19 protein-coding genes are annotated in these 21,595 nt (G+C 65.1%); 4 read left to right on the plus strand and 15 right to left on the minus strand.

Features of this window, described 5'->3' with window-relative positions; genetic code table 11:
- Positions 1-254, minus strand: a 254-nt coding sequence (locus tag GA0061098_RS27870) for a transposase (protein WP_129590977.1), incomplete at its 3' end; no start/stop codon positions are given.
- A 214-nt stretch (positions 255-468) separates the two neighbouring features.
- Positions 469-1,641, minus strand: a complete 1,173-nt coding sequence (locus GA0061098_RS27875; protein ID WP_091964200.1) for an ABC transporter substrate-binding protein — start codon at positions 1,639-1,641, stop codon at positions 469-471.
- Positions 1,642-1,953: 312 nt separating this feature from the next.
- Here GA0061098_RS27875 and GA0061098_RS27880 point away from each other — a divergent pair, with 312 nt between their 5' ends.
- On the plus strand, positions 1,954-3,216 hold the full coding sequence (locus GA0061098_RS27880; protein WP_165637647.1) for an NAD(P)/FAD-dependent oxidoreductase: 1,263 nt from the start codon (positions 1,954-1,956) through the stop codon (positions 3,214-3,216).
- 170 nt (positions 3,217-3,386) lie between these two features.
- Here the strand turns inward: GA0061098_RS27880 and GA0061098_RS27885 are convergent, their stop codons facing one another.
- From GA0061098_RS27885 to GA0061098_RS27895, 3 genes are read right to left on the minus strand one after another with little or no spacing between them, the layout of a single operon-like run.
- Entirely contained in the window at positions 3,387-4,598 is a 1,212-nt protein-coding gene (locus GA0061098_RS27885) for an ABC transporter substrate-binding protein (protein ID WP_091964206.1), read from the minus strand.
- A 56-nt stretch (positions 4,599-4,654) separates the two neighbouring features.
- Positions 4,655-4,978 (minus strand): 2Fe-2S iron-sulfur cluster-binding protein, encoded by a 324-nt coding sequence (locus GA0061098_RS27890; RefSeq protein WP_091964209.1) that lies wholly within the window; start codon positions 4,976-4,978, stop codon positions 4,655-4,657.
- A 12-nt stretch (positions 4,979-4,990) separates the two neighbouring features.
- On the minus strand, positions 4,991-6,211 hold the full coding sequence (locus GA0061098_RS27895; protein WP_091964212.1) for a cytochrome P450: 1,221 nt from the start codon (positions 6,209-6,211) through the stop codon (positions 4,991-4,993).
- An 83-nt stretch (positions 6,212-6,294) separates the two neighbouring features.
- Here GA0061098_RS27895 and GA0061098_RS27900 point away from each other — a divergent pair, with 83 nt between their 5' ends.
- Positions 6,295-6,801 carry a MarR family winged helix-turn-helix transcriptional regulator gene (locus tag GA0061098_RS27900; RefSeq protein WP_018316859.1) on the plus strand — a complete coding sequence of 169 codons (507 nt, stop codon included), beginning with the start codon at positions 6,295-6,297 and terminating at the stop codon, positions 6,799-6,801.
- Positions 6,802-7,067: 266 nt separating this feature from the next.
- Here GA0061098_RS27900 and GA0061098_RS27905 read toward each other — a convergent pair whose 3' ends face one another.
- Complete coding sequence (locus tag GA0061098_RS27905; protein WP_091964215.1) at positions 7,068-8,918, minus strand: feruloyl-CoA synthase; 1,851 nt, start codon at positions 8,916-8,918, stop codon at positions 7,068-7,070.
- 150 nt (positions 8,919-9,068) lie between these two features.
- On the opposite strand from GA0061098_RS27905, the gene GA0061098_RS27910 reads away from it, so the two are divergent.
- On the plus strand, positions 9,069-9,563 hold the full coding sequence (locus GA0061098_RS27910) for a MarR family winged helix-turn-helix transcriptional regulator (RefSeq protein ID WP_091964558.1): 495 nt from the start codon (positions 9,069-9,071) through the stop codon (positions 9,561-9,563).
- A gap of 204 nt (positions 9,564-9,767) precedes the next feature.
- The gene (gene atzF, locus GA0061098_RS27915) at positions 9,768-11,573 is read left to right on the plus strand and encodes an allophanate hydrolase (RefSeq protein ID WP_091964218.1); all 1,806 of its coding nucleotides are present in this window, start codon (positions 9,768-9,770) and stop codon (positions 11,571-11,573) included.
- 108 nt (positions 11,574-11,681) lie between these two features.
- Here the strand turns inward: atzF and GA0061098_RS27920 are convergent, their stop codons facing one another.
- From GA0061098_RS27920 to GA0061098_RS27960, 9 genes are all read right to left on the minus strand, one after another.
- A complete protein-coding gene (locus tag GA0061098_RS27920) occupies positions 11,682-12,404 on the minus strand; it encodes a GntR family transcriptional regulator (protein WP_091964221.1) in 723 nt (240 codons plus the stop codon).
- 4 nt (positions 12,405-12,408) lie between these two features.
- Positions 12,409-12,801, minus strand: a complete 393-nt coding sequence (gene hpxZ, locus GA0061098_RS27925) for an oxalurate catabolism protein HpxZ (protein ID WP_091964224.1) — start codon at positions 12,799-12,801, stop codon at positions 12,409-12,411.
- 1 nt (position 12,802) lies between these two features.
- Positions 12,803-14,197 (minus strand): AtzE family amidohydrolase, encoded by a 1,395-nt coding sequence (locus GA0061098_RS27930; protein WP_165637649.1) that lies wholly within the window; start codon positions 14,195-14,197, stop codon positions 12,803-12,805.
- Positions 14,198-14,204: 7 nt separating this feature from the next.
- Positions 14,205-14,384: a DUF4089 domain-containing protein gene (locus GA0061098_RS27935; protein ID WP_165637650.1), complete on the minus strand. Its 180-nt coding sequence runs from the start codon at positions 14,382-14,384 to the stop codon at positions 14,205-14,207.
- Positions 14,384-16,171 (minus strand): dipeptide ABC transporter ATP-binding protein, encoded by a 1,788-nt coding sequence (locus GA0061098_RS27940; protein ID WP_091964230.1) that lies wholly within the window; start codon positions 16,169-16,171, stop codon positions 14,384-14,386. The genes GA0061098_RS27935 and GA0061098_RS27940 overlap by 1 nt, the downstream gene beginning before the upstream one ends.
- A gap of 316 nt (positions 16,172-16,487) precedes the next feature.
- On the minus strand, positions 16,488-17,387 hold the full coding sequence (locus GA0061098_RS27945; RefSeq protein WP_091964233.1) for an ABC transporter permease: 900 nt from the start codon (positions 17,385-17,387) through the stop codon (positions 16,488-16,490).
- A 9-nt stretch (positions 17,388-17,396) separates the two neighbouring features.
- Positions 17,397-18,410, minus strand: coding sequence for an ABC transporter permease (locus GA0061098_RS27950; protein ID WP_091964236.1), 1,014 nt, complete (start codon positions 18,408-18,410; stop codon positions 17,397-17,399).
- Between the two features lie 218 nt (positions 18,411-18,628).
- A complete protein-coding gene (locus tag GA0061098_RS27955; protein ID WP_091964239.1) occupies positions 18,629-20,251 on the minus strand; it encodes an ABC transporter substrate-binding protein in 1,623 nt (540 codons plus the stop codon).
- 360 nt (positions 20,252-20,611) lie between these two features.
- Positions 20,612-21,559 carry an aminoglycoside phosphotransferase family protein gene (locus tag GA0061098_RS27960; RefSeq protein ID WP_091964562.1) on the minus strand — a complete coding sequence of 316 codons (948 nt, stop codon included), beginning with the start codon at positions 21,557-21,559 and terminating at the stop codon, positions 20,612-20,614.
- Between the last annotated feature and the right edge of the window lie 36 nt (positions 21,560-21,595).

Consider the following 21,595-nt stretch of genomic DNA (forward strand, 5'->3'; position numbering starts at 1 on the left):
CGGTCGCCCAGCGCCTCCTCCAGTTCGCGCTCCGAAAGACCGTAGAGCGACTGCAGCAGCACCGCGCGAAACAGCACAAGCACCGGATAGCCTGGACGACCGGGGCTCCCTTCATCCCGCAAATGGCCGATCAGCTTCTCGAACCGGTACCACTTGACCAGGCCAGCCAACCGATCCAGCGCCGCATTGGCGCCGGCGCCCTTCGGCATCAGCGCTTCCACAAAGCTCGGCTGTCCTGTCCGCTTCACCGCCATCGATACCTCCAAGGCTTTGCCCTAGGGAATCACAACTGGCGGATTACGCAACAGGCCCCCTGTGGGAGAGGGTGGCTCGCCGCGACAGCGGCGAGACGGGTGAGGGGTATCTCTCGGCGAACTCGATGGAAATTGCTTTGCGGAGAGATACCCCTCATCCGGCGCTTCGCGCCACCTTCTCCCACAAGGGGAGAAGGGGCAACGTCGCTTGTAGCTACTTCATCTTGCACTTGTCGTGGAAACGATCCTGGTCGTTCTCCACGATGGTCGCGACCGTCTTCAGCGAGAGCTGGCCTTCGGCGTCCTTCACGACGTCCTGGAGATAGAAGCTCTGCACCGGGATGTGGTTCTTGCCGTATTTGAACGCGCCGCGCAGCGATTTGAAGTTGGCCTTCTCCATCTCGGCCTTCATCGCATCCTTCTTGCTGGTGTCGCCCTTCACCGCGACCACCGCGCTGTTGATGAGCTGGGCGGCGTCATAGGATTGCGCGCCGTAATAGGTCGGGCGCAGACCGGTGTACTTCTTGCGATAGTCGGCGACGAAGCGCTTGTTCTGCTCGTTGGGGAGGTCGTTGACCCATTCCTGCGCGCCTGGCACCCCGAGCGCGTTCTCCTTCTGTAGCGGCAGCGACAGCTCGTCCACCGTGAAGGCGGTGTAGAGCGGCATCGTGCTCTTCAGGCCGGCCTGCGCATATTGGTTGAGGAACTGCACGCCGGCTGCGCCCGGATAGAACACGAAGATCGACTCCGCGCCCGAGGCGCGCGCCTTGGAGAGCTCGGCGGAGAAATCGAGCTGGCTCGGCCACACCGTGTATTCCTCGCCCTTGATCTCGCCCTTGAACGTGTTCTTCAGGCCCGCGAGCATGTCCTTGCCGGCCGCGTAGTTCGGCCCGATCAGGAACACGCTCTTGACGCCCTTCTGGTTCATGTAGAGGCCCATAGCCTGCGGCGTCTGGTCGTTCTGCCATGAGGTCGAGAACACGTAAGGCGAGCACAGCTCGCCGGCGAGCTGCGACGGGCCGGCGTTGGCCGAGATCAGGAAGGTCTGCGAGTCGACCGCGGTCTTCAGCGAGGCCAGCAGCACGTTCGACCAGATGTAGCCGACGATGAAATCGACCTTGTCCGACTGCACCAGCTTCTCGGTCTTCTGCTTGCCGACATCGGGCTTCTGCCCGTCATCCTCGTAGATGACCTCGACCGGCTTGCCGTCCATCTTGCGGCCCATGTGATCCAGCGCGAGCTCGAAGGAGTTGCGCATATCGTTGCCGATCACGGCGGTCGGGCCGCTGAAGGTCGAAACGAAACCGATCTTGATGGTGTCGCCGGCGAAAGCCGGGCTCGCCAGCACCAGCGCCGCTGCGCCCGCCAGCCAGAATGCCGTCCTCATAACCACTCCCCTCCTTATTATCGGTCCCGGAAAACGGGGTGATCGCCGCCCCGGGCCTGTCTCTATTGAACGCAAAATCTGTCGCGCCGCCAATGGCTCAGCGGCCGCTGCTGCACCATATTTCGCCCCAATCGGCGATGGCAAGAAATATAATTCTACATACTTCGGCCAAGGCCTGATCCGAGCCTGCGGCGCTTTTTCGCGCCCGATCGATACATCCGGCCTATGCGGCGATTGATGACAGCTATTGGACCGCGGCGTCCAATCCGCACTTAAATGGGGGTGTGGAGCAGCGAGATTCGAGGGCACATCATGACCACGACACCGCATCGCGTCGTCATCGTCGGCGCCGGCTTCGGCGGGCTGGAGACGACCTACCGGCTTGCGGGTGCGCCGGTCGAGATCACGCTGATCGACCGCCGCAACCATCATCTGTTCCAGCCGCTGCTCTACCAGGTCGCGACCGCCTCGCTCGCCACCAGCGAGATCGCCTGGCCGATCCGTCATCTGATGCGCGACCGGCCCGAGGTGACGACGCTGTTCGCGACGGTCAGCGGCGTCGACGCCGCAAGGCGCCGCGTGCTGATCGACGACGGCAGCGAGGTGCCTTACGACACGCTGGTGCTCGCCACCGGCGCGCGCCACGCCTATTTCGGCCACGACGAATGGGAGCAGTTCGCGCCGGGCCTGAAGACGCTGGAGGACGGCACCACGCTGCGCCGCCACATCCTGGTGGCGTTCGAGCGCGCCGAGCGCGAGACCGATCCGGAAAAGCGCGCGGCGCGGCTGACCTTCGTCATCGTCGGCGCCGGCCCCACCGGGGTCGAGCTCGCCGGCACCATCGCCGAGATGGCGCGTCACACCTTGCCCGGCGATTTCCGCAACATCGACACGACCAAGGCCCGCGTGGTGCTGATCGAAGCGGGGCCGCGCGTGCTCGCGGGCTTCGCCGACGATCTCTCAGCCTACGCGCAGGCCTCGCTGGAGAAGATCGGCGTCGAGGTCGTGCTGGGACAGGCCGTCACCGAGATCAATCGCGAGGGCGTGGTGTTCGGCGGCAAGCTGCTCGAGGCAAAGACCCGAATCTGGGCGGCCGGCGTGCGCGCCTCACCCGCCGCAGAATGGCTGGACGCGCCGGCCGATCGTGCTGGCCGCGTGCAGGTCAAGGACGATCTGAGCATCCCTGATCATCCCGAGATCTTTGCGATCGGCGACACCGTCTTGATCAATGCCTGGGAGGGCAAGCCGGTGCCCGGCATCGCACCGGCCGCCAAGCAGCAGGGCCGTCACGTCGCCGAAACGATCAAGGCGCGGCTGCGCGGAGAGCCGACTGGCCCATTCCGCTATAAGCACTCCGGCAGCCTCGCGCAAATCGGCAAGCGGCTTGCGGTGATCGACTTCGGCCGCATCAAGCTGCGCGGCACCATCGCATGGTGGATCTGGGGTATCGCCCACATCTACTTCCTGATCGGCCTGCGCCACCGCCTCAGTGTCGCGCTGAGCTGGCTCTGGATCTACGCGCGGGACCAGCGCGCAGCGCGGCTAATCACGCAAGGAAGCAGTAAGGTGGTGTAGCGTCTTCTTCCCTTCTCCCCTTGTGGGAGAAGGTGGCGCGAAGCGCCGGATGAGGGGTCTCTCTCCGCTCACGAGAGTACCCGCGAGGAGAGAACCCCTCACCCGGCTTCGCTTTGCGAAGCCACCCTCTCCCACAGGGGGAGAGGGTGCAGCGGCGCTCGCCGCGACAGCTACTTCACCAGCTCGCACCCGCCTTCAGCCAGCGGGCGGAACGCCTGGTCCGCCGGAATCGTCGAGACCAGCTTGTAATAATCGTACGGATATTTCGATTCCTCCGGCTTCTTCACCTCGAACAGGTACATCGGATGCACGACGCGGCCGTCCTGACGGATGGTGGTGTCGCCGAACAATTTGTCCTTGCCTCTGAACTTCTTCATCTCGGGCACAGCGTCCTTGGCGTTGTCGCTGCCGGTCGCGGCGACCGCGTTGAGATAAGCGAGCGTCGAGGCATAGACGCCGGCCTGGTTGCCGCTCGGCATCTTGCCGTTCATGCCCGGCCGCGCGGCGAAACGTTTGGCGAACGCGCGGGTGTCATCGTTCATGTCCCAGTAGAAGGCTTCCATGAGCTGGAGGCCCTGCGCGACCTTGATGCCCATGCCGTGAACGTCGTTGATGAAGAGCAGGAAGGCGACAAGCTTCTGTCCGTTCTGCTGGATGCCGAACTCGGCAGCCTGCTTCACGGCGTTGATGGTGTCACCGCCGGCATTGGCAAGGCCGATCACCTGGGCCTTCGACCCCTGCGCTTGCAACAGGAACGAGGCGAAATCGGAAGTGCCGAGCGGATGCTTGGACGAACCCAGCACCTTGCCGCCGTGTCCCTCGATGTATTTCTGCGCCTCAGCCTCGATGCCCTTGCCGAGCGCGTAGTCGACCGTGAGGAAATACCAGTCCTTGCCGCCGCGCGAGATCATCGCGGCCGCCGTGGTGTTGCCGGTGGCCCAGGTGTCGTTGACCCACTGAATGGTGTTGGGCGAGCAGGCCTTGCCGGTGAGATCCGAGCTTGCGGTCGAAGAGGCCAGGAACGTCATGCGGCTGTCGCGCAGCAGCGTGTTGATGGAAAGACCAACCGCTGAGTTCGGCACGTCGACGATGGCATCGACGCCCTCGACGTCGAGCCATTTGCGCGCAATGGCGTTGCCGACATCGGCCTTGTTCTGGTGGTCGGCATAGACGATCTCGACCTTGATGTTCTTGCCGCCGCCGTTGAAATCCTCCGCGGCCATGCGCGCGGCTTCCACCGAGCCCATGCCGTTGGTGTCCTGGAAGATGCCGGAGATGTCGTTGAGCACGCCGACGCGCACGACATTGTCCGAGATCTCGGCGGTCGCCGCGCCGGTCACCAGGCTGGCGGCCAGCGCAAGCGTCCATTTCAGATGTTTCATTCTTCCCTCCCCTGTTTGATGGTTTGCCGCGCCGGACGTTGCCGGCGCGTCGAGACTCAGACCTGCCGTTCCGGCAGCTTCACCACGAGCCCGTCGAGCTCCGGCGTGATCTTGATCTGGCAGGACAACCGGCTGTTGGGCAGCCGCTCGCTCGCAGTGCCGTCGAGCAGCGCGTCCTCGTCGTCAGCCGCGGCGGGAAGCCGCGCGAGCCAGGCATCGTCGACATAGACGTGGCAGGTCGCGCACATGGCGTTGCCGCCGCACTCGGCCAGAATGCCGTCGAGACCGTGTCGGGTCGCGGTCTGCATGGCGCTCTCGCCGTCCGCGGTCTCGACGCGCTCGGACTTGCCATCGGGATGGATGAAAGTGATGGCGGGCATCAAAGCTCCTGGTCAGGCCGGGGTGATCGTGACGGGCAGGCTATCGAGCCCGCGCAACGTGTTGTTGAAGCGGCGCCTCGGCTCGCCCGTGATCTCGATCTTCGCGATGCGCCGGGCCAGCGCCGTCAGCATCACCTCGCCTTCGAGGCGGGCAACGAGCTGGCCGACGCACATGTGGATGCCCGAGCCGAAGCCGACATGACCGGAGGTGCGGCGGGTGATGTCGTAGCTATCAGGCTCGTCCCAGCGTCTGGGATCGCGATTGGCGGCGGCCAGAAACATCAGCACTTTCTCGCCCTCGCCGATCGTCGCGCCTGATAGCTCGACCTCCCGCGTGGTGGTGCGGAAGAAAGTCTGCACCGGACTTTCGAACCGCACGGCCTCCTCGAAGGCGTTGCGCGCCAGCGTCAGATCAGCGCGCAGGCGCTGCCACTGGTCGGGGAAGCGCGCAAGGCAATAGACCGCCGCACCAATGCCGTTGACGGTGGTGTCGAGACCGGCGGACAGCAGCGAGCGCACCAGCAGCGGGGCCTCGGTCGCGGTGATCTCGCCGTCATCGACGCGGGCGTGGATACAGGCACCGAAGCCACCGGGTGCGAGGTTGTCGCGCTGGCATTGCTCGGCGACATAGGCCTGGTGCGGCGCCGAGCGCGCGATCGCCTCCTGGCGCAACTGGTTGGGCGGGCCGAACGCGTTGAACACGACGCTCGCATAGGGGATCAGATGCTCGCGCCCCTCCGCCTTCAAGCCCAGCGCATCCGGAAAGATCGAGAGCGGATAGGCCTCGGCGAGATCGGTGATCGCGTCGAAGCTGCGCTTGTCCAGCAGCGCATCCACCCGCTCCTCCGCCGCGGCCGCAAAGCGATCGCGCACCTGCTTCATCACGGTCGGCGACAGCACCTTTGACAGCACGGCGCGGGTGCGGGTGTGCGCGGGCGGATCGGCCTCAAGGATCAGGCTCGGCGGCCGCCACGGCGTCTCCTTCTTGAAGTCGGACAGGCCGACGCCGCGGCTGGAACAGAAGGTCGCGGGATCGTTCAGCACCGCATGGACCTCGGCATAGCGCGCCACGCCATAGACGTTCCACTTGTCGAGATAGACCACTGGACCGGCCTCCCGCAGCCGCTGATGCGTCGGATACGGGTCGGCGAAAAAATTCATGTCGAAGGGATCGACGTCGAGATGCGGGACGGCCGCAGAGCCTGTCGATGCAGGGGTGCCGGATGCGGTCATGGGAGACCTCTCTCATTTTGATCTTGTGAAAGCGCGGCGCATGCCTTTAGGTCGGTGGCCTCACCGCGAGACAGAACGCCGACATGCCTGCGCCTTCGACCAGACCCCGCCACAAGCCTGCGCCCGCAGAGGCGGGACCGACGCTCGATCTCGAGCGTTACGTCCCGGCCTTCGTCACCTTCATCGCCAACAAGCTCTCGAACAGCGCGACTGCGTTCTATCAGCGGGAGTTCGGCGTCAACGTCACGGAATGGCGGGTCATGTCGCTCCTGGCGATCGAGCCCGGCATTCCGGCCTCGCGCATCTGTCACGTCATCGGCTTCGACAAGGGTCCAGTGAGCCGGACGCTGGCGGGCCTCGAGAAGCGCGGGCTGATCTCGATCCGCACCGACCCAAACGACGGCCGCACCCATTCGATTTCCCTGACGGCGAGGGGCCGCGCCACCCATGACAAGGTGATCGCCGCCGCGCTCGAACGCGAGCGGCGGCTGTTGTCCTGCCTCAACAAGGACGAGCGCGAGGTGCTGATCGGCCTGCTCCGCCGGCTGCACGAAAATCTCGGCGCAGTCACCGGCGGCACTGAGACCTGACGGGGCGCGCTTCAGGCATCGCCCTCCGTCACATCCAGGCATGCGCCGCCGTTTGCGGACGGCACCGTTCGGGCCGAGCATCGTTTCCTCCAGGATCAGACGCGGCGGTTTTCCCGCCGTCATCGCTCTCTGGAACGGTTCGCATAAATTAGTTGCTTAGGCAACAAAAGAATCAGCAATATATTGCGGCAGGGGGACTGGCGTATTGGGCGGGGACGTCTCGCTTGCTTCCTTCTCCCCTTGGGAGAGGGGAAGATCGCGGCCAGCTACAGCCCGATCCACTCGCCCGACGCATCATCGTTCAACCGCGCCACCGCATCGGCGCGGCGCGTCAGCACGGCGCGCTGGTTGATGTAGCCCTTGTCGGTGATCTCGCCGCCATCGACCGACGGCGGCTCGGCGAGAAGCAGCGCGCGCGTGGCGTGGCCGGAGGAGTTGGGGCCCTGCTGCTTCAGTTTCGCCAGTCCCTGCGCGATGACGATCCTGACCTTGTCGTGGGCGAGCACCTCGTTCACATCGGCCGTCTCGCCCAAGCCGGCATGGGCGCGGCAAGCCGCGATGTTCGGGATCACCAGGAAGCGCACCTCGTCGCCGCCATGGCCTGCGACGACGATGTCCTGCGCCAGCGGCGCCAGCGCGGCGATGCCGGCGACGCGCAGCGTGCCGACGCTGACCCATGTGCCGGAATTGAGCTTGAAATCCTCGGCGACGCGGCCGTCGAAGAACAGACCGCGCTCCGGCCGCGCGTGATCGGCGAGCTTCACGGCATCGCCGATGAGATAAAAACCCTCTTCATCAAAGGCCTGCTTCGTCAGCTCCGGCGCCTTCCAATAGCCCGGCGTGACGTTGGGACCGCGCACCCGCACCTCAAGCTTGTCGCCGGAAGGGACGAGCTTCAGCTCGGTGCCGGGAATGGGGACACCGATATTGCCGGAGCGCTCCGCGAGGAAATGGCAGTCGGCCGCGAGCGGCGACGTCTCGGTCGAGCCCCAGGCCGAAACCATCGGCATCGCGCGGCCGACGGTCCTGATTGAGAGGTCTTCGAGCGCATCCCAGAGATTCTGCGGCAGCGCCGCGCCGGCATAGAAGGCGAACTTCACCTCGCTGAAGAAGCGGCGGCGCAGCTCCTGGTCGCCGCGCAGTGCCGCGATCAGCATGTCGAAGCCGCGCGGCACGTTGAAATAGACCGTCGGCATCACGCTTTTCAAATTGGCCAGCGACGTCGCAAACAACCCGGGCGCCGGCTTGCCGCCGTCGATATAGAGCGAGCCGCCATTGCGCAGCACGAGATTGAAATTGTGGTTGGCGCCGAAAGTGTGGCTCCAGGGCAACCAGTCGAGAATGACGAGATCGCCACCACCCTGCTCCAGAAACGTCCAAGTCTGCGCCTTGGCCTGCTGGCTCGAGGTCAGCATGCGCTGGGTGTTGATGACGGCTTTGGGCGTACCTGTCGACCCCGAGGTGAACAGGAGTTTTGCGATCGTATCCGGCGTCACCGCGGCGAACGCCGTTGCGACGTCGGGCGTTTCGGGCGTCGCGGCGATGGTGTGGAACGCGAGCGCATCGACATCGTCAGCGTTCCCGCTGATGATCTGCGCCTTGTGCAGCGGCTTGATCGCGGCGAGCGCTGGCGCAAATGGTTTCGTGGCGGAGACATAGATCGCGCCCGGCTCGAGCAGCGCGATCATGCTCTTGAGCTTGTCGAAATCTTTCGACATCAACGAATAGGCCGGCGAAATCGCGGCCGAGGGCACGCCGACATGCTGTGCGGCAAGCGCGAGCAGCGCGTGGTCGATGCTGTTGTCGGAGATGATCGCGAGGGGGCGTTCGGCGCTCAGACCCTGCGCCAAGATCCAGGACGCCGCCGCACGCACCTGGCGCAGCGCCTGCGCATAGTTGACGGTGGTCCAGGGCCTGTCGACATCGCCGCGCTCGGCAAGGAAGATCGCATCCGGCGTTTGCCGCGCCCATTGCTCCAGCCAGTCACCGACGCAGCGCGCGCCATCGCGCAATGGATCGGGCGAGCGCAGCACGATGCTGCCGTCGGCGCGATGCTCTGCGACCGTCCGTGGCGTTGCAAACAGGCTTGCGGCATCGCCGCGTGCGGCGGTTGTCATGATTTCCTCCTCCGCCCGGATCCCGGATCGGCCGCAGCCTCGTTCCGGGCTGCTTTGGCCATAATGTTGGGCATGACAATTGTTGTCGTCAACAACAATCTTTCGCCCGAGCGACAGAGACGCTACAATAGGTCCGGCAGGAGACGCGATTTGACAGCCACCGCAGCCCAGACTTCCGCACGCAAGCGCGCCGGCAACGGCGCGGCGCCTCGGGATATGGCCGACGATATCGGCCTCGACGCACTGGTCGGGCACGCCGGCTATGCGGTGCGACGCTTCCAGATCTGGATCTTTCAGGACTTCATCAGAACGCTCGGCAATGTCGACATCCGGCCGACGCAATATTCGGTGCTGACGGTGATCGGCGCCAATCCGGGCCTGTCGCAGATGGCGGTGGCAAAACGCCTCGGCATCGAGCGCGCCCGGCTGGTGCATCTGCTCGACAGCCTCGAACAGCGCAAGCTCGTGAAGCGGGTCAAATCGAAAGCGGACCGGCGCTCGCATGCCCTGCATCTCACGCCCCAGGGCGAGACGGCGCTGGCGAAATTCAAGCGGCTTGCGGCCGAGCACGAGCGGCATGTCGAAGAGAAGATCGGCAAGGAAAACCGGGCGCAGCTACTTCGGATCCTCGCCGGCTTCACCTGATCTCGACTGCCTATGATTTGAGCAGGTGCCCGTCACAGGGCGCCGGCGCGAGCACCCATCGACCTGTCGAAATTCCGCCCAAGCCTCTGATTGCACGATAATATCCGCAGCAGCATTCCTGCCCGGATAATGTACACAATGGCACATCGCTTGCTTCACTCCGGGTGAAGCAGTTGCCGGAGTTTTATCGCCATGAGGGCTGAAATGGGGGCTGAGCAGCCTGAAACGATCGCCGCGATTGTGGCCGCGCATCGCGCGGGCACGCTGACGCCGGCAGAGACGATCGCGCGGACCTATCAGCGCATCCGCGACCACAATGATCCCGCCATCTTCATCAGCCTGCGCGACGAGAAGGATGCGATCGCCGAGGCCGAGAAGCTTGCTACGAAGGACGCCGCCAGCCTGCCGCTCTACGGCGTGCCCGTTGCGGTGAAGGACAATATCGACGCGCTGGGCTTTCCGACCACGGCGGCCTGCCCGGCCTTCTCCACGACGCCGACGCATGACTCGACCGCTGTGGCGCGGCTGCGCGCAGCCGGCGCCATCATCATCGGCAAGACCAATCTCGACCAGTTCGCGACCGGCCTCGTCGGCGTGCGATCGCCCTATGGTGTTCCCAAGAATTCGATCCGCGAGGATCTCATTCCCGGCGGCTCCAGTTCGGGCTCCGCTGTGGCGGTCGGCGCGGGGCTCGTGCCGCTGTCGCTGGGGACGGACACCGCCGGCTCGGGCCGCGTGCCGGCGATGCTCAACAACATCGTGGGTCTGAAGCCGAGCCTCGGCATGATCTCGAACGCGGGCCTCGTGCCGGCCTGCCGTACGCTCGATTGCATCTCGGTATTCGCGCTGACGGTCGACGACGCCGCACTCGCGCTCTCCGTGATGGCAGGTCCCGACCCGGCCGATCCGTTCTCGCGCGACCGGCCGCTGGGCGCGCTCACGCCGTTCCCGGCAGGCTTGCGCCTCGGCGTGCCGCGCAACGGACAGCTGATCTTCTTCGGCGACAAGAAGGCGGAAGCCGCCTACGCCGATGCGCTGAAGCGCTGGACTGCGCTTGGAGCGAAGCTCGTCGAGTTCGATCTCGAGCCGTTCTACGAGACGGCGCGGCTGCTCTACGAGGGCCCCTGGGTCGCCGAGCGTTATCTCGTGATCAAGGATCTGCTGGCGTCCGCGCCGGATACGATCCATCCCGTGACGCGCGAGATCACCGCGGCCGGCGCACGGCTCACCGCTGCGGACACGTTCTCGGCGCTCTATCGCCTGCAGGGCCTGCGCAAGATCGCCGAGCGCACGTTTGCCAATATCGACGCGCTGGTGCTGCCGACCGCGCCGACGGCCTATACGACCGCGCAGGTGCTGGCCAATCCGATCGAGCTCAACAGCCGGCTCGGCACCTACACCAATTTCGTCAATCTGCTCGACCTCTGCGGCCTCGCCGTGCCGGCATCGATGCGCGCCGACGGCATTCCGTTCGGCATCACGCTGCTCGCGCCCGCAGGACATGACGCGCTGCTCGCGAGCATCGGCCGCGTTTTCCATGCCGATACCGAGTTGAGCCTCGGCGCGAAGGGCACGGCGCAAGCTCCGCTGTCGCCGCTGCCGCCAAGCAGCAGCGACGAGATCCCCATCGCGGTCGTCGGCGCACATCTGTCCGGCATGGTGCTCAACGGCGAATTGAAGGCGCTGGATGCAAAGCTGATCGAGGCGACAAGAACCGCGCCCGACTACAAGCTCTACGCGCTCAAGACCACGCCGCCGAAGCCCGGCATGCTGCGCGTGGAAGCCGGCAAGGGCGCCGCCATCGAGCTGGAGCTCTGGTCGCTGTCGCCGTCTGCCTTCGGCAAGTTCGTCAATGCGATTCCTTCGCCGATGGCGATTGGCACGGTGCGGCTGGCGGACGGACGCAGCGTAAAAGGGTTTCTCGTCGAGCCCGAAGTGCTGGGCGATGCGCGCGACATCACGGCGTATGGCGGCTGGCGCGCGTATATGAAGGAAGCTGCGACAAAGTAGGTCTCGTAGGTGGGCAAAGCGAAGCGTGCCCACGATCCCGACCTTCATGAAAACCGTGGGCACGGCGCTTTGCGCCTTTGCCCACCCTACGGCACCGCATGTGCGGCCCTACACCGAAACCGCGTAGATCTCGTACTCCCCGCGCACCAGCTCGATATGTGCACGCATCGCCGCCGCGGCGCCCTGCTTGTCGCCGCGCATGATGGCGACGACGACGCGGTCGTGCTCGGCTTGCGATTTGGCGAGACGGCCGAGGTTGCGGAACTGGGCGCGGCGGAACGGCTGCACGCGCACCCGCGTCGCCAGCGTGATCTCGGCGATATAGCCGTTCTGCGATCCCGCATAGATCGCATTGTGGAAGCGCTCGTTGACCTCGTGAAAGCGATCGGGATTGCCGGTGTAGCTCAGCACCCGCAGCTCTTCGTGGATGGCCTCCAGGCCGTGGCGCTCGGCCGCGGACATGCGCTCGGCGGCAAGGCCGGCGCACAGCGCCTCGAGCTCGGCCATCGCCTCGAACATGCTCGTGAGACGCTCGATCGAGGGCTGCGCCACCACCGCGCCGCGATGGGCACGCGCTTCGACGAGGCCGCTGGCTACGAGCTGACGCAGCGCCTCGCGCACCGGCGTTCGCGACACGCTGAAGCGGCGCGCGATGTCGGTCTCGTCCAGGGGCGAGCCGGGGGCCAGGGCGCCGCGCACGATCTCGTCGGCGAGCTGCAAGCGCAGCTCCTCGGCGCGCGTGACCTTCAGCAGCGATGGTGAGGCGCGGTCGACGCGGGGCACCACCGGCTCGGCCGGCAGCGCTCCCTGCGGAAGATCGTCGAGCGTCATGCGGTCAGGTCTCTTTCGGCTCGTCGATCATGCTGACATGGGCTGCGACGACGCGCCAGCCCTCGGGAAAGCGAATCCAGGTCTGCATCTGCCGGCCGACCTTGCCGGGCGCTGTGTCGCGATAGAACAAAGTGGAGGCCACCGCGGTGTCGCGGCCATAGCTGCTGATCACCGTCTTGGCGGTGCGGCGGTTCAGGCCGACCGGCGAGCGCGCGGCGCGGAAGCCGTTGATCGCCTCGTAGCCATAGAGATTCTCGCCGATGCCGTAGCGCAGCGTGCGGGGATCGTTGCGGAAGAGCTCGCCGAGCACGGCCACGTCATTGCTGATGAGGGCCTGCTCATAACGATCGAACGCGGCTTTGACTTCCGCGATCACCTCGGGGAGATCGATCTCCATTTCATATTCCTCTCGGCGCGGGCGCTGCGGCGACGCCCATCTTTTCCAGGGCGTGCGCGACGCGGAGCGCGATGTCCTCGCGCCAGGGCGCAGCGATGATCTGCACGCCGATCGGCAGCGGCTCGAGCGGCACCGGCACGGCCACCACCGGCAGGCCGATGAAGGAGATCGGCTGGGTATGGACGCCGATATTGGCGCGCACCGGCAGCTCGACGCCGTCGAGGTTGAAATTCACCTGGCCGAGCTTTGGCGCGGTGCAGGGCGTCGCCGGCGCGAGCAGCACGTCGACGGATTTGAAGATCTCGGCGAGCTGCGCGCGATACCAGCGGCGGAATTTTTGCGCGCGGTCGACCATCGGCGCCGGCACCATCGCGCCCGCGATCAGCCGGTCGCGCACGGCCGGATCGAAATCGTTCGGCCGCTTGCGCAGGCGATCGAGATGCAGCGAAGCGCCCTCGGTGGTGGTGATGACATAGGCTGCCGCGCGGGCGCGCGCGGCTCCGGGAACGTCGACCACCTTCGTTGCGCCGAGCGCCTTGGCGACACGACTGACGGCCTCGACCGCTTCCGGAAACACATTCTTCTGGAAATAGCCGCCCGCGATGGCGATGCGCAGATCCGAGACCGGATTGGCGATCAGCGGCAGCGTCGGCTCCAGCCCGCGCGTCGTGCAGGCGCTGTCCTCCGCGTCGGGGCCCTGCATCGCGTCATAGGCGAGCGCGAGATCGGCGGCCGAGCGCGCGAACGGCCCGAGATGATCGAGGCTCGCGACGAAGGGGAACGAGCGCGCGCGCGACAGCCGGCCATAGGTCGGCTTCAAACCAAAAATGCCGCAGAACGAGGACGGCACGCGGATCGAGCCGTTGGTGTCGGAGCCGAGCGCGATCGGCACCAGCGCGCCGCCGACCGCACTGCCCGAACCGCCGGACGAGCCGCCGGTCATCCGCGTGGTGTCGTGCGGATTGCGCGAGGGACCGTCATGGACGTTCTCGCCGGTGAAGTCATAGGCGTATTCGCCCATGTTGAGCGCGCCGACCAGCACGGCGCCGGCGGCTTCCATGCGCTCGATCAAGCTGGCGTCACGCTTGGCGGGCGCGAGGTCGCGATTGATCTTCGAGCCGGCGCGCGTCGAAAGGCCCGCGGCATCGAACAGGTTCTTCACCGCGAAGGGCACGCCGGCGAGCGGGCCGACTTCCTTGCCAGCGGCAATCTCGGCGTCGATGGCACGCGCCTTCGCGCGGGCGCGCTCGGCGGTGACGTCGGTGAAGGAATTGAGGATACCGTCGTGCTGCTTGATACGCGAAAGTGCCGCTTCAGTGGCATCGAGCGCGGACATCCTGCGGCCCGCGACCGCACTCGCAATTTCCGAGGCCGTCATCTCTGGCTTGCTGGTCATGGCAACATCACGCGGTGAAAATCGGTGCCGGCTCGGTCTCGTCCGGCAGCGCGAATTCGTCGACCAGGCGGGCGAGCCGCAGCGAGACTTCGAGGTTGGCGCGCACCGCAGGCCTCCAGGCCTCCTCGATCGGCAATGCCAGCGCTTTCGATACGGCGTCGATATAATCGTCCAGCGGCTCGGCCATCACGCTCCCAAACTATCTCGGTGTACCTGCAACGGCGGATGCGGGATCGCCGTCAGCAGCTCCTTGGTGTAGTCGTCCTGCGGATCGCTCAAGACCTGCTCGGAAGAGCCCTCTTCGACGATTCGACCCGTCCGCATCACAATGACACGATCGCACAGCAAGCGCACTACGTTCAAATCATGCGAGACGAACAGATAGCTCATACCTAGCCGCGCCTTGAGGTCCTGCAGCAGATTGAGGACGACGGCCTGCACCGAGACGTCCAGCGCCGCCGTCGGCTCGTCCAGGATGACGAGTTTTGGATGCAGCGCGATGGCGCGGGCGATGCCGACACGGGCCTTCTGGCCGCCGGAGAGCTGGTGCGGGAAGCGATCGAGCAGATTGTGCGGCAGGCCGACCATGGTCGCCAGTTCCTCGCAGCGGGCGCGGAGCGCGTCGCGCCCCCTGATATCGCCCAATTGCATGATCGGGTCGGCGATGGCACGCGCGGCGGTGAAGCGCGGGTTGAGGCTGTCGGTCGGATCCTGGAACACCATCTGGATGCGGCTGCGCTGCGGCAGGCGGGCGAACGAGGCCGGCGCGATGCCGCCGATGTCCTCACCGTCGAACTGGATCAGGCCGGAGGTCTGGTCGAGGAGGCGCATCACCATCATTGACGTGGTCGATTTGCCGCAGCCGGACTCGCCGACGAGGCCGACGCTCTCGCCATGGCCGATCGAGAAGCTGATGCCGTCGACGGCGCGGAACGCATCCGGCTCCAGCGGTGGCTTGCGGCCGAACAGCTTTCCGAGCGTCGCGGTGGCACCCTGGCGCGGGTATTCCTTGACGAGCTTTTCGACGCGGAGGAGGGGCTTTGATGTCTCGTCACCCCCGGGCTTGACCCGGGGGTCCATCGACGGAGATGAATCTTGCGAAGCGTGATGGATGGCCGGGTCAAGCCCGGCCATGACCGGTGCAGCGTCTTCCTCCGGCAGCAGATCCCGCAACGACACACCGAGCCGCGGCGTCGCGCGCATCAGCTTCTTGGTGTAGGGGTGCTGCGGGTTAGCGAAGATGTCGGCGGCTTTGGCGGTCTCGACCACGCGGCCCTTCTCCATCACGACGACGCGGTCGCAATAGGCGGCGGCCAAACCGAGATCGTGCGTGATCAGGATGGTCGACATCGCGCGGCGCTTGGTCAGCTCTACGATCAGGTCCATCACCGCCTTCTGCGTGGTCACATCAAGGCCGGTGGTCGGCTCGTCCGCGATCAGCAGCTGCGGATTGCAGGCGAGCGCGAGCGCGATGACGACGCGCTGGCACATGCCGCCCGAGAGCTCGAACGGATAGGCATGATAGCGCTCGCGCGGGCGGGCGATCTTGACCTGCTCCAGCGCCTCGATCGCCTTCTCGCCGTGATCGGCGACCTGGGCCTGCTGCACATGGGTGCGCAGCACATCCTCGATCTGGTCGCCGACTTTCCGGATCGGATTCAGTGCTGCCCGCGGATTCTGAAAGATCATCGAGACTTCGCGGCCGCGCAAATCGCGCATCTGGTCCTCGGTCGCGGCCTTGACGTCGATGCCGGAGAACATCACCGAGCCCTCGGCGATCCGCCCCGCGCGGTCGAGGATGCGCATCACCGCGTAGGACGTCACCGACTTGCCGGAGCCGGACTCGCCGACGATCGCCAGCGTCTCGCCCTTGGCAACGGAGATGTTGACGTGCTGCACGGCTTTGACGATGCCGCGGCGGGTGGTGAATTCGACGGTGAGGTCCTGGACGTCGAGCAGCGGCTGGGCGGTCATGGATGCCAGCCAATCAAAAAGGTCGAAAACAACCCCATGCACAGTAGAATGGGGTTGTAATCATTGGAGAATTTTTCACGGATTCTTGCGTGTGAGGGAGGCGTCCCTTCCTCATTCCCTCCCCCCCTGTGGGGGAGGGGCAGGGAGGGGGGTGCCACACCGGGACTCTCTCCGCATGCGAGCACCGCGACATCCATCCCACGGATACTTTTTCCTGGGCTACCCCCCTCCCCAACCCTCCCCCACAAGGGGGGAGGGAGCGAGAGAGACGTGCCCTCGTCCCAGCTTCGCGGCACGCACTCGAACCCGACCACCATCACGTCCTCCGCTGGGGATCGACGATGTCGCGAAGGCCGTCACCGAGGAGGTTGAAGCAGAACACGGCGATCATCAGGGCAAGGCCGGGGAAGAGCGCGATCCACCATTCGCCTGACACCATGAAGCCGGCGCCTTCGGCGACCATGATGCCCCATTCGGCCGTGGGCGGGCGGACGCCGAGGCCGATGAAGGAGAGGCCGGCGGCGTTGAGAATGGCATAGCCCATGGTCAGCGACATCTGCACGATCATGATCGGCATGATGTTAGGGAGAATGTGCACCAGCAGGATGCGGAATTCGCCGTTGCCGGAGAGGCGCGCGGCCTGCACGAAGCCGGCGTTGCGGCGCACATTGGCCTCGGCGCGCGCGACGCGGGCGTAAAGCGGGAAGTTCACGATGGCTGTGGCGAGGATGATGTTCTGCACGGTGTTGCCGAGCGCGGCGACGATGCCCATGGCCAGCACGAACAGCGGGAAGGCCATGATGGTGTCGGCGATGCGGCCGACGATGCGATCAGTCCAGCCGCCAAAATAGCCGGCGGCGATGCCGGCAAGGCCGCCCATCAGGAACACCAGCACGACGGAGGCGACCGCGATGAACGTATCGAGCCTTGTTGCCACGACGACGCGGCTGAAGATGTCGCGGCCGAGCTGGTCGGTGCCGAACCAGTGCGCGGCCGACGGCGGCTTCAGCGCCGCGGCGGTGTCGGAGGCGAGCGGATCGTACGGCACCACATAGGGGCCGACGATCGCGGCGGCGAGGATCAGGATCAGCAACGCGAAGGCAAAGCCGGTGACTTTGTTCTCGCCCAGCACGTAGCGGGTCTGTTCGAGGATCGCAGTCAGTCCCGAGGTGCGTGCGGGACCGACGGGTTCAACAGCAGGCGCAACGGAGCTCATTGTGTCCCCCTAGCCTTCAAGCCTGACGCGCGGATCGATCACGCCGTACAAAATGTCGATCACGAGATTGAGCAGCACGTACATGACCGCCATGGTCAGCACAAAACCTTGCACCGGCGCGAAGTCCGACGAGATCAGCGCTTCCACGGCGTAGGAGCCGATGCCCGGCCAGGCGAACACTTTTTCCACCAGCACGTTGGCGCCGAGCAGGAACGAGAACACCATGCTGAGCGTGGTGATCACGGGCAGCATCGCGTTGCGGAAGGCGTAGGTGACGATGACGGTCGTCGGGGACAGGCCGCTGGCGCGCGCGGTGCGGACGAATTCGGACGCGAGCACCGCCAGCATCGAGGCGCGCGTCATGCGCGCGATCGGCGCCAGCGAGAAGATCGCGAGCGTCGTCGCTGGCAGGATCAGCTGGCTCAGCGCCGAGCGGAACGCTTCGAGATCGCGCGCGATCAACGTGTCGATCAGATAGAAGCCCGTGACGGTCGGCGGGGCGCTGGTGAACACGTCGAGCCGGCCGAGCGGGGCCGGCGACCAGCCGAGCCGGAAATAGAAGACATAGACCAGCACGAGGCCGGTGAAGAACACCGGCAGCGAGACACCGGCTGTCGTCGTCACGCGACATAGATGGTCGAGCCATGATCCCGGCCGCGTTGCAGCCAGCACGCCGAGCGGAATCGCGATCACGACGGACACGATGAGGCCGAGCAGTGTCAGTTCGGCCGAGGCCGGCAGGCGGTTGCGGATTTCGGCTGCCACCGGCTGGCCCGTGGTCAGCGAGTTGCCGAAATCGCCATGGGCGAGATCGTTGGTGTAGCGGAAGAACTGCTCGATCAGCGGCTTGTCGAGGCCGAGTTTCTTGCGAATCTGCTCGACGGCTTCCTTGGTCGCGGCCGGGCCGGCGAAGTAGGCGGCGGGATCACCGGGCAGCGCCCGCGTCAGCAGGAAGGTGACGATGACGACCCCGATCAGCGAGGGAATCGCGAACATCAACCGCTTGCCGATCATGGTCAGCATGGGGCGCTCCTGATGTGCTCGGTTTGGAAATGAGATCGCGCCACGCTCACCGGGGGAGGGCTAGGGAGGGGGGTGGCTCCGGGAGAGGTCGGAGTTCGTGGGCTACCCCCCTCCCTGCCCCTCCCCCACAAGGGGGGAGGGAATGAGAGAGTGGCGCTCACCTCACTAGACCAAGAGACACAGAAGGACGCGGACATGTCGCTCGCGCCAATCATGCCTCACCCCTTCGCCATCGCGCGATAGTCCAGCCTGCGGTGGAACCAGTACTGATAGCCGCTGATGTTCTTCTGCATCGCGACGTTGACGAAGGGCTGGTACAGCGGGATGCGCGGGATATCGGTGTAGGCGAGATCGACGAAGCCCTTCACGTCCTTGTCGTAGGTCGCGGTATCGCCGGCCGCAGCAGCGGTGCGCGCGCCGTCGATCAGCTTGTCCATCTCCGCCGACTTGTAGCTCATGGTGTTGAAGACGGAATTGTTGCCGTGATAGCACCAGTAGAAGAAGTATTCGGGGTAATCGAGCCAGCCCGAGAACACATTGGTGAAGAGCGGCATCTCCTTCTTGTTCAATTCGGTGCGCCAGTTGGCGCCGGGCACCTTGTTGATGGTGGTCTTGATGCCGATCTGAGCCAGGCTCTCCTGCACCAGCACGCAGAGCGGCTCGTTGACGCCGGCAAAATTCAGGTCGAACGAGATCGTGGTCTCGAAGCCGCTGGCGTAGCCGGCCTCGATGAGAAGCGCCTTCGCCTTCTCCATGTCGGTGTTGTATTTGTGCGGCTGCGGCCAGGCGACTTCGGTCGCCTTGTCCTTGGCCGCGCCGAACATCGGGTTGGCGAGGCCGAACATCACGGCGTCCATGATCTTCTGATAGGGCAGCGCGTAGGCGACCGCCTGACGCACCTTCGGATTGTCGAAGGGCGGCTTGGTGACGTTCATGCCGATATATTGGATGCCGTTGGAGAACGGCAGCGACACCACGTTGAGCTTGCCGTTGGCCTTCATCTCCTGAAAGTCCTTGTTCGGCAGCTCGTAGGAGATGTCGGCGTCACCTCGCTCCAGCAGCGCGCGGCGGTTGCCGGCCTGCGGCACCATGCGCCAGATCACGCGCTTGATCTTCGGCAAGGGGCCGCCGACCCAATCCTCGTTGCGCTCCATGATGACTTCGGTGCCCGCGGTCCATTTCGTCACCTTGTAGGCGCCGGAGCCCGCGGTCTGCTGTTTTGTGAACTCGAGACCCCAGGGGTCCTTCTCGCTGGCATTCTTCTTCACGAGCTCGGAGTTGACGATGCAGGGCACGATCACGGCGAGATCGGGAATCGTCAGCTTGTCCTTTTTCAGGAAGTCGACGCGCACGGTGTAGTCGTCGATGACGACGAACTGCTCCGGCTTGGTCAGCGAGCCCGCGCTCATCTGGAAGGTCGGGAAGCCGCCGACGCTGACGGCACGATCGAGCGACCATTTCACGTCCTTGGCGGTAACGGGCGCGCCGTCGTGGAACTTGGCGTTCTTCTTCAGCTTGAAGGTGACCGACATGTCGTCGATCTTGAAATCCTCGGCGAGCTCGCCCTTGAACTTGTCGCGGTCGTAATAGGGCACGCCGCCTGGGCCGGTCTTCATCTCGTGGCTGATCAGGCGGTCATAGCAATTCCAGGACACCTCGTAGCCGGGCACATTGGTGCCGACGCCGTGGATGTCGAGATTGTTGGGACCGCCTTCCGAGACGATCAGCAGCGTCTCCGAGCGGGCGTCGGCATAGGCAGAGGAAATCACCTGTGGCATCGCCGGAAGCGCCGCTCCGGCGGCCAATCCGGAAACGGACTTGAGGAAATCGCGGCGCTTCATGAAATCGCTCCAACACAACGTTTTTGGTTGGAACCGGATTCGCAAGGTTCGTGCCAGAGCTTAACGAGGAGTTACGATCAATTTAATGAACTGATATCGCTTAGGAAATGTCGATTTAGGCGCGTCGCGGCCTTCGTCTCGACCTCCCGAAATTGCATACAAAGATACAGATTTGCCTATTCAATGAGCTTAATTTGATTGGCGCCCGCCCAATAAGCACGGCTGTCATTCCAGGGCGATGCGCAGCATCGAGCCCGGAATCCATCGGGCGGCAGCACGCGCAGGATCATGGATTCCGGGCTCGCCGCTCCGCGGCGCTCGGGAATGACGGAAAGAGGCGCGGCCGGCGCTCGCCGGCGCTCAGCCCGCCCAGATCAGCTCCTGCAGCTCGACCAGATCATCCGCCTGCTCCTGCCAGCCATCGATGCAGATGTGGCTGTTGAGGTCGCTGGCGCGATGCAGCAGCATCAGGGCCATCAACCGGCGCTTGAGCGTGTAGTCGAGCTTCGCATAGCCAAAGCCTTCGAGCAGGCTCTTCACCCTTCCCGGCCGGCCCGCCGCCATGAACGCGCCGGGGCCGAGCAGGTCGTAATCGCGCCATCCCGCCAGCACGTCGCCGAAGTCGAACAGGCCGTTGAGCGACCACTGACCGTCATCGCAGGCGAGCAGGAAGTTCTCCGGAATGTATTCGCCGACCAGAAAGACCGGCGGCGCATCCATCGGAATCAGCTCTTCCGCATCGCGCAGGAGATCATCGAGGCCGGCAAGAAATTTCGGCGCAAGGCCGAGACGGGTGTGCCGGGCCCTGCAGCCCTGCATCTGGGCACGCATAAAGTCGTCCCAGCGCGGCTCGATTCGCGCGAGCGGCCCGAGCGGGGCGCGCTGGACGCTGACGATGGTCTCGCCGATCTGGCGCAGCAGGCGTTCCTTCTGCGCTTCCGCCAGGTGCGGCCACACCTCCGAACCGAGCGTGCCTGATAGCCGCGTGATGACGAGATAGGGCCAGCCGTCTCGGGTTCCTTCGGCGACGATCTCGGGGATCGGCAGATCGAGATGGCCTTTGAGCTGCATCAGCGAGCCGCGCTCGGAGACGAATTGCGCGTGCAGCATCGGCGGGAAGATTTTGAGGATCGGCCCCTCGCCGAGGCCGACGACGAGGTTGGTGCCGGTCGCGAACACATGCGGCGCGCTGACATCGAGATCGTGGCTGTGCGCAATGTCGAGCGCGATCGGCAGCCATTGCGCAGGCGCAGAGCGAAAGGCGCGGAAGCTTTCGGCGTCGGTGAGTTGAGACAATTTCAGCGACATCACCTGCTTGGTCCGTTTGAGCTCGTCATGCCCGGG

The sequence above is a fragment of the Bradyrhizobium shewense genome, from assembly GCF_900094605.1.
Classification (GTDB): Bacteria; Pseudomonadota; Alphaproteobacteria; order Rhizobiales; family Xanthobacteraceae; genus Bradyrhizobium; species Bradyrhizobium shewense.

Bases quoted from the DNA above. Each gene is read 5' to 3' on its own strand.
- GA0061098_RS27940 (WP_091964230.1), bottom strand. From the start codon at position 16,171: ATGACCGCCCAGCCGCTGCTCGACGTCCAGGACCTCACCGTCGAATTC.
- hpxZ (WP_091964224.1), bottom strand. From the start codon at position 12,801: ATGGAGATCGATCTCCCCGAGGTGATCGCGGAAGTCAAAGCCGCGTTC.
- GA0061098_RS27945 (WP_091964233.1), bottom strand. From the start codon at position 17,387: ATGAGCTCCGTTGCGCCTGCTGTTGAACCCGTCGGTCCCGCACGCACC.
- GA0061098_RS27955 (WP_091964239.1), bottom strand. From the start codon at position 20,251: ATGAAGCGCCGCGATTTCCTCAAGTCCGTTTCCGGATTGGCCGCCGGA.
- GA0061098_RS27895 (WP_091964212.1), bottom strand. From the start codon at position 6,211: ATGACCGCATCCGGCACCCCTGCATCGACAGGCTCTGCGGCCGTCCCG.
- GA0061098_RS27935 (WP_165637650.1), bottom strand. From the start codon at position 14,384: ATGGCCGAGCCGCTGGACGATTATATCGACGCCGTATCGAAAGCGCTG.
- GA0061098_RS27875 (WP_091964200.1), bottom strand. From the start codon at position 1,641: ATGAGGACGGCATTCTGGCTGGCGGGCGCAGCGGCGCTGGTGCTGGCG.
- GA0061098_RS27880 (WP_165637647.1), top strand. From the start codon at position 1,954: ATGACCACGACACCGCATCGCGTCGTCATCGTCGGCGCCGGCTTCGGC.
- GA0061098_RS27920 (WP_091964221.1), bottom strand. From the start codon at position 12,404: ATGACGCTCGACGATCTTCCGCAGGGAGCGCTGCCGGCCGAGCCGGTG.
- GA0061098_RS27960 (WP_091964562.1), bottom strand. From the start codon at position 21,559: ATGTCGCTGAAATTGTCTCAACTCACCGACGCCGAAAGCTTCCGCGCC.
- atzF (WP_091964218.1), top strand. From the start codon at position 9,768: ATGGGGGCTGAGCAGCCTGAAACGATCGCCGCGATTGTGGCCGCGCAT.
- GA0061098_RS27905 (WP_091964215.1), bottom strand. From the start codon at position 8,918: ATGACAACCGCCGCACGCGGCGATGCCGCAAGCCTGTTTGCAACGCCA.
- GA0061098_RS27890 (WP_091964209.1), bottom strand. From the start codon at position 4,978: ATGCCCGCCATCACTTTCATCCATCCCGATGGCAAGTCCGAGCGCGTC.
- GA0061098_RS27950 (WP_091964236.1), bottom strand. From the start codon at position 18,410: ATGCTGACCATGATCGGCAAGCGGTTGATGTTCGCGATTCCCTCGCTG.
- GA0061098_RS27930 (WP_165637649.1), bottom strand. From the start codon at position 14,197: ATGACCAGCAAGCCAGAGATGACGGCCTCGGAAATTGCGAGTGCGGTC.
- GA0061098_RS27900 (WP_018316859.1), top strand. From the start codon at position 6,295: ATGCCTGCGCCTTCGACCAGACCCCGCCACAAGCCTGCGCCCGCAGAG.
- GA0061098_RS27885 (WP_091964206.1), bottom strand. From the start codon at position 4,598: ATGAAACATCTGAAATGGACGCTTGCGCTGGCCGCCAGCCTGGTGACC.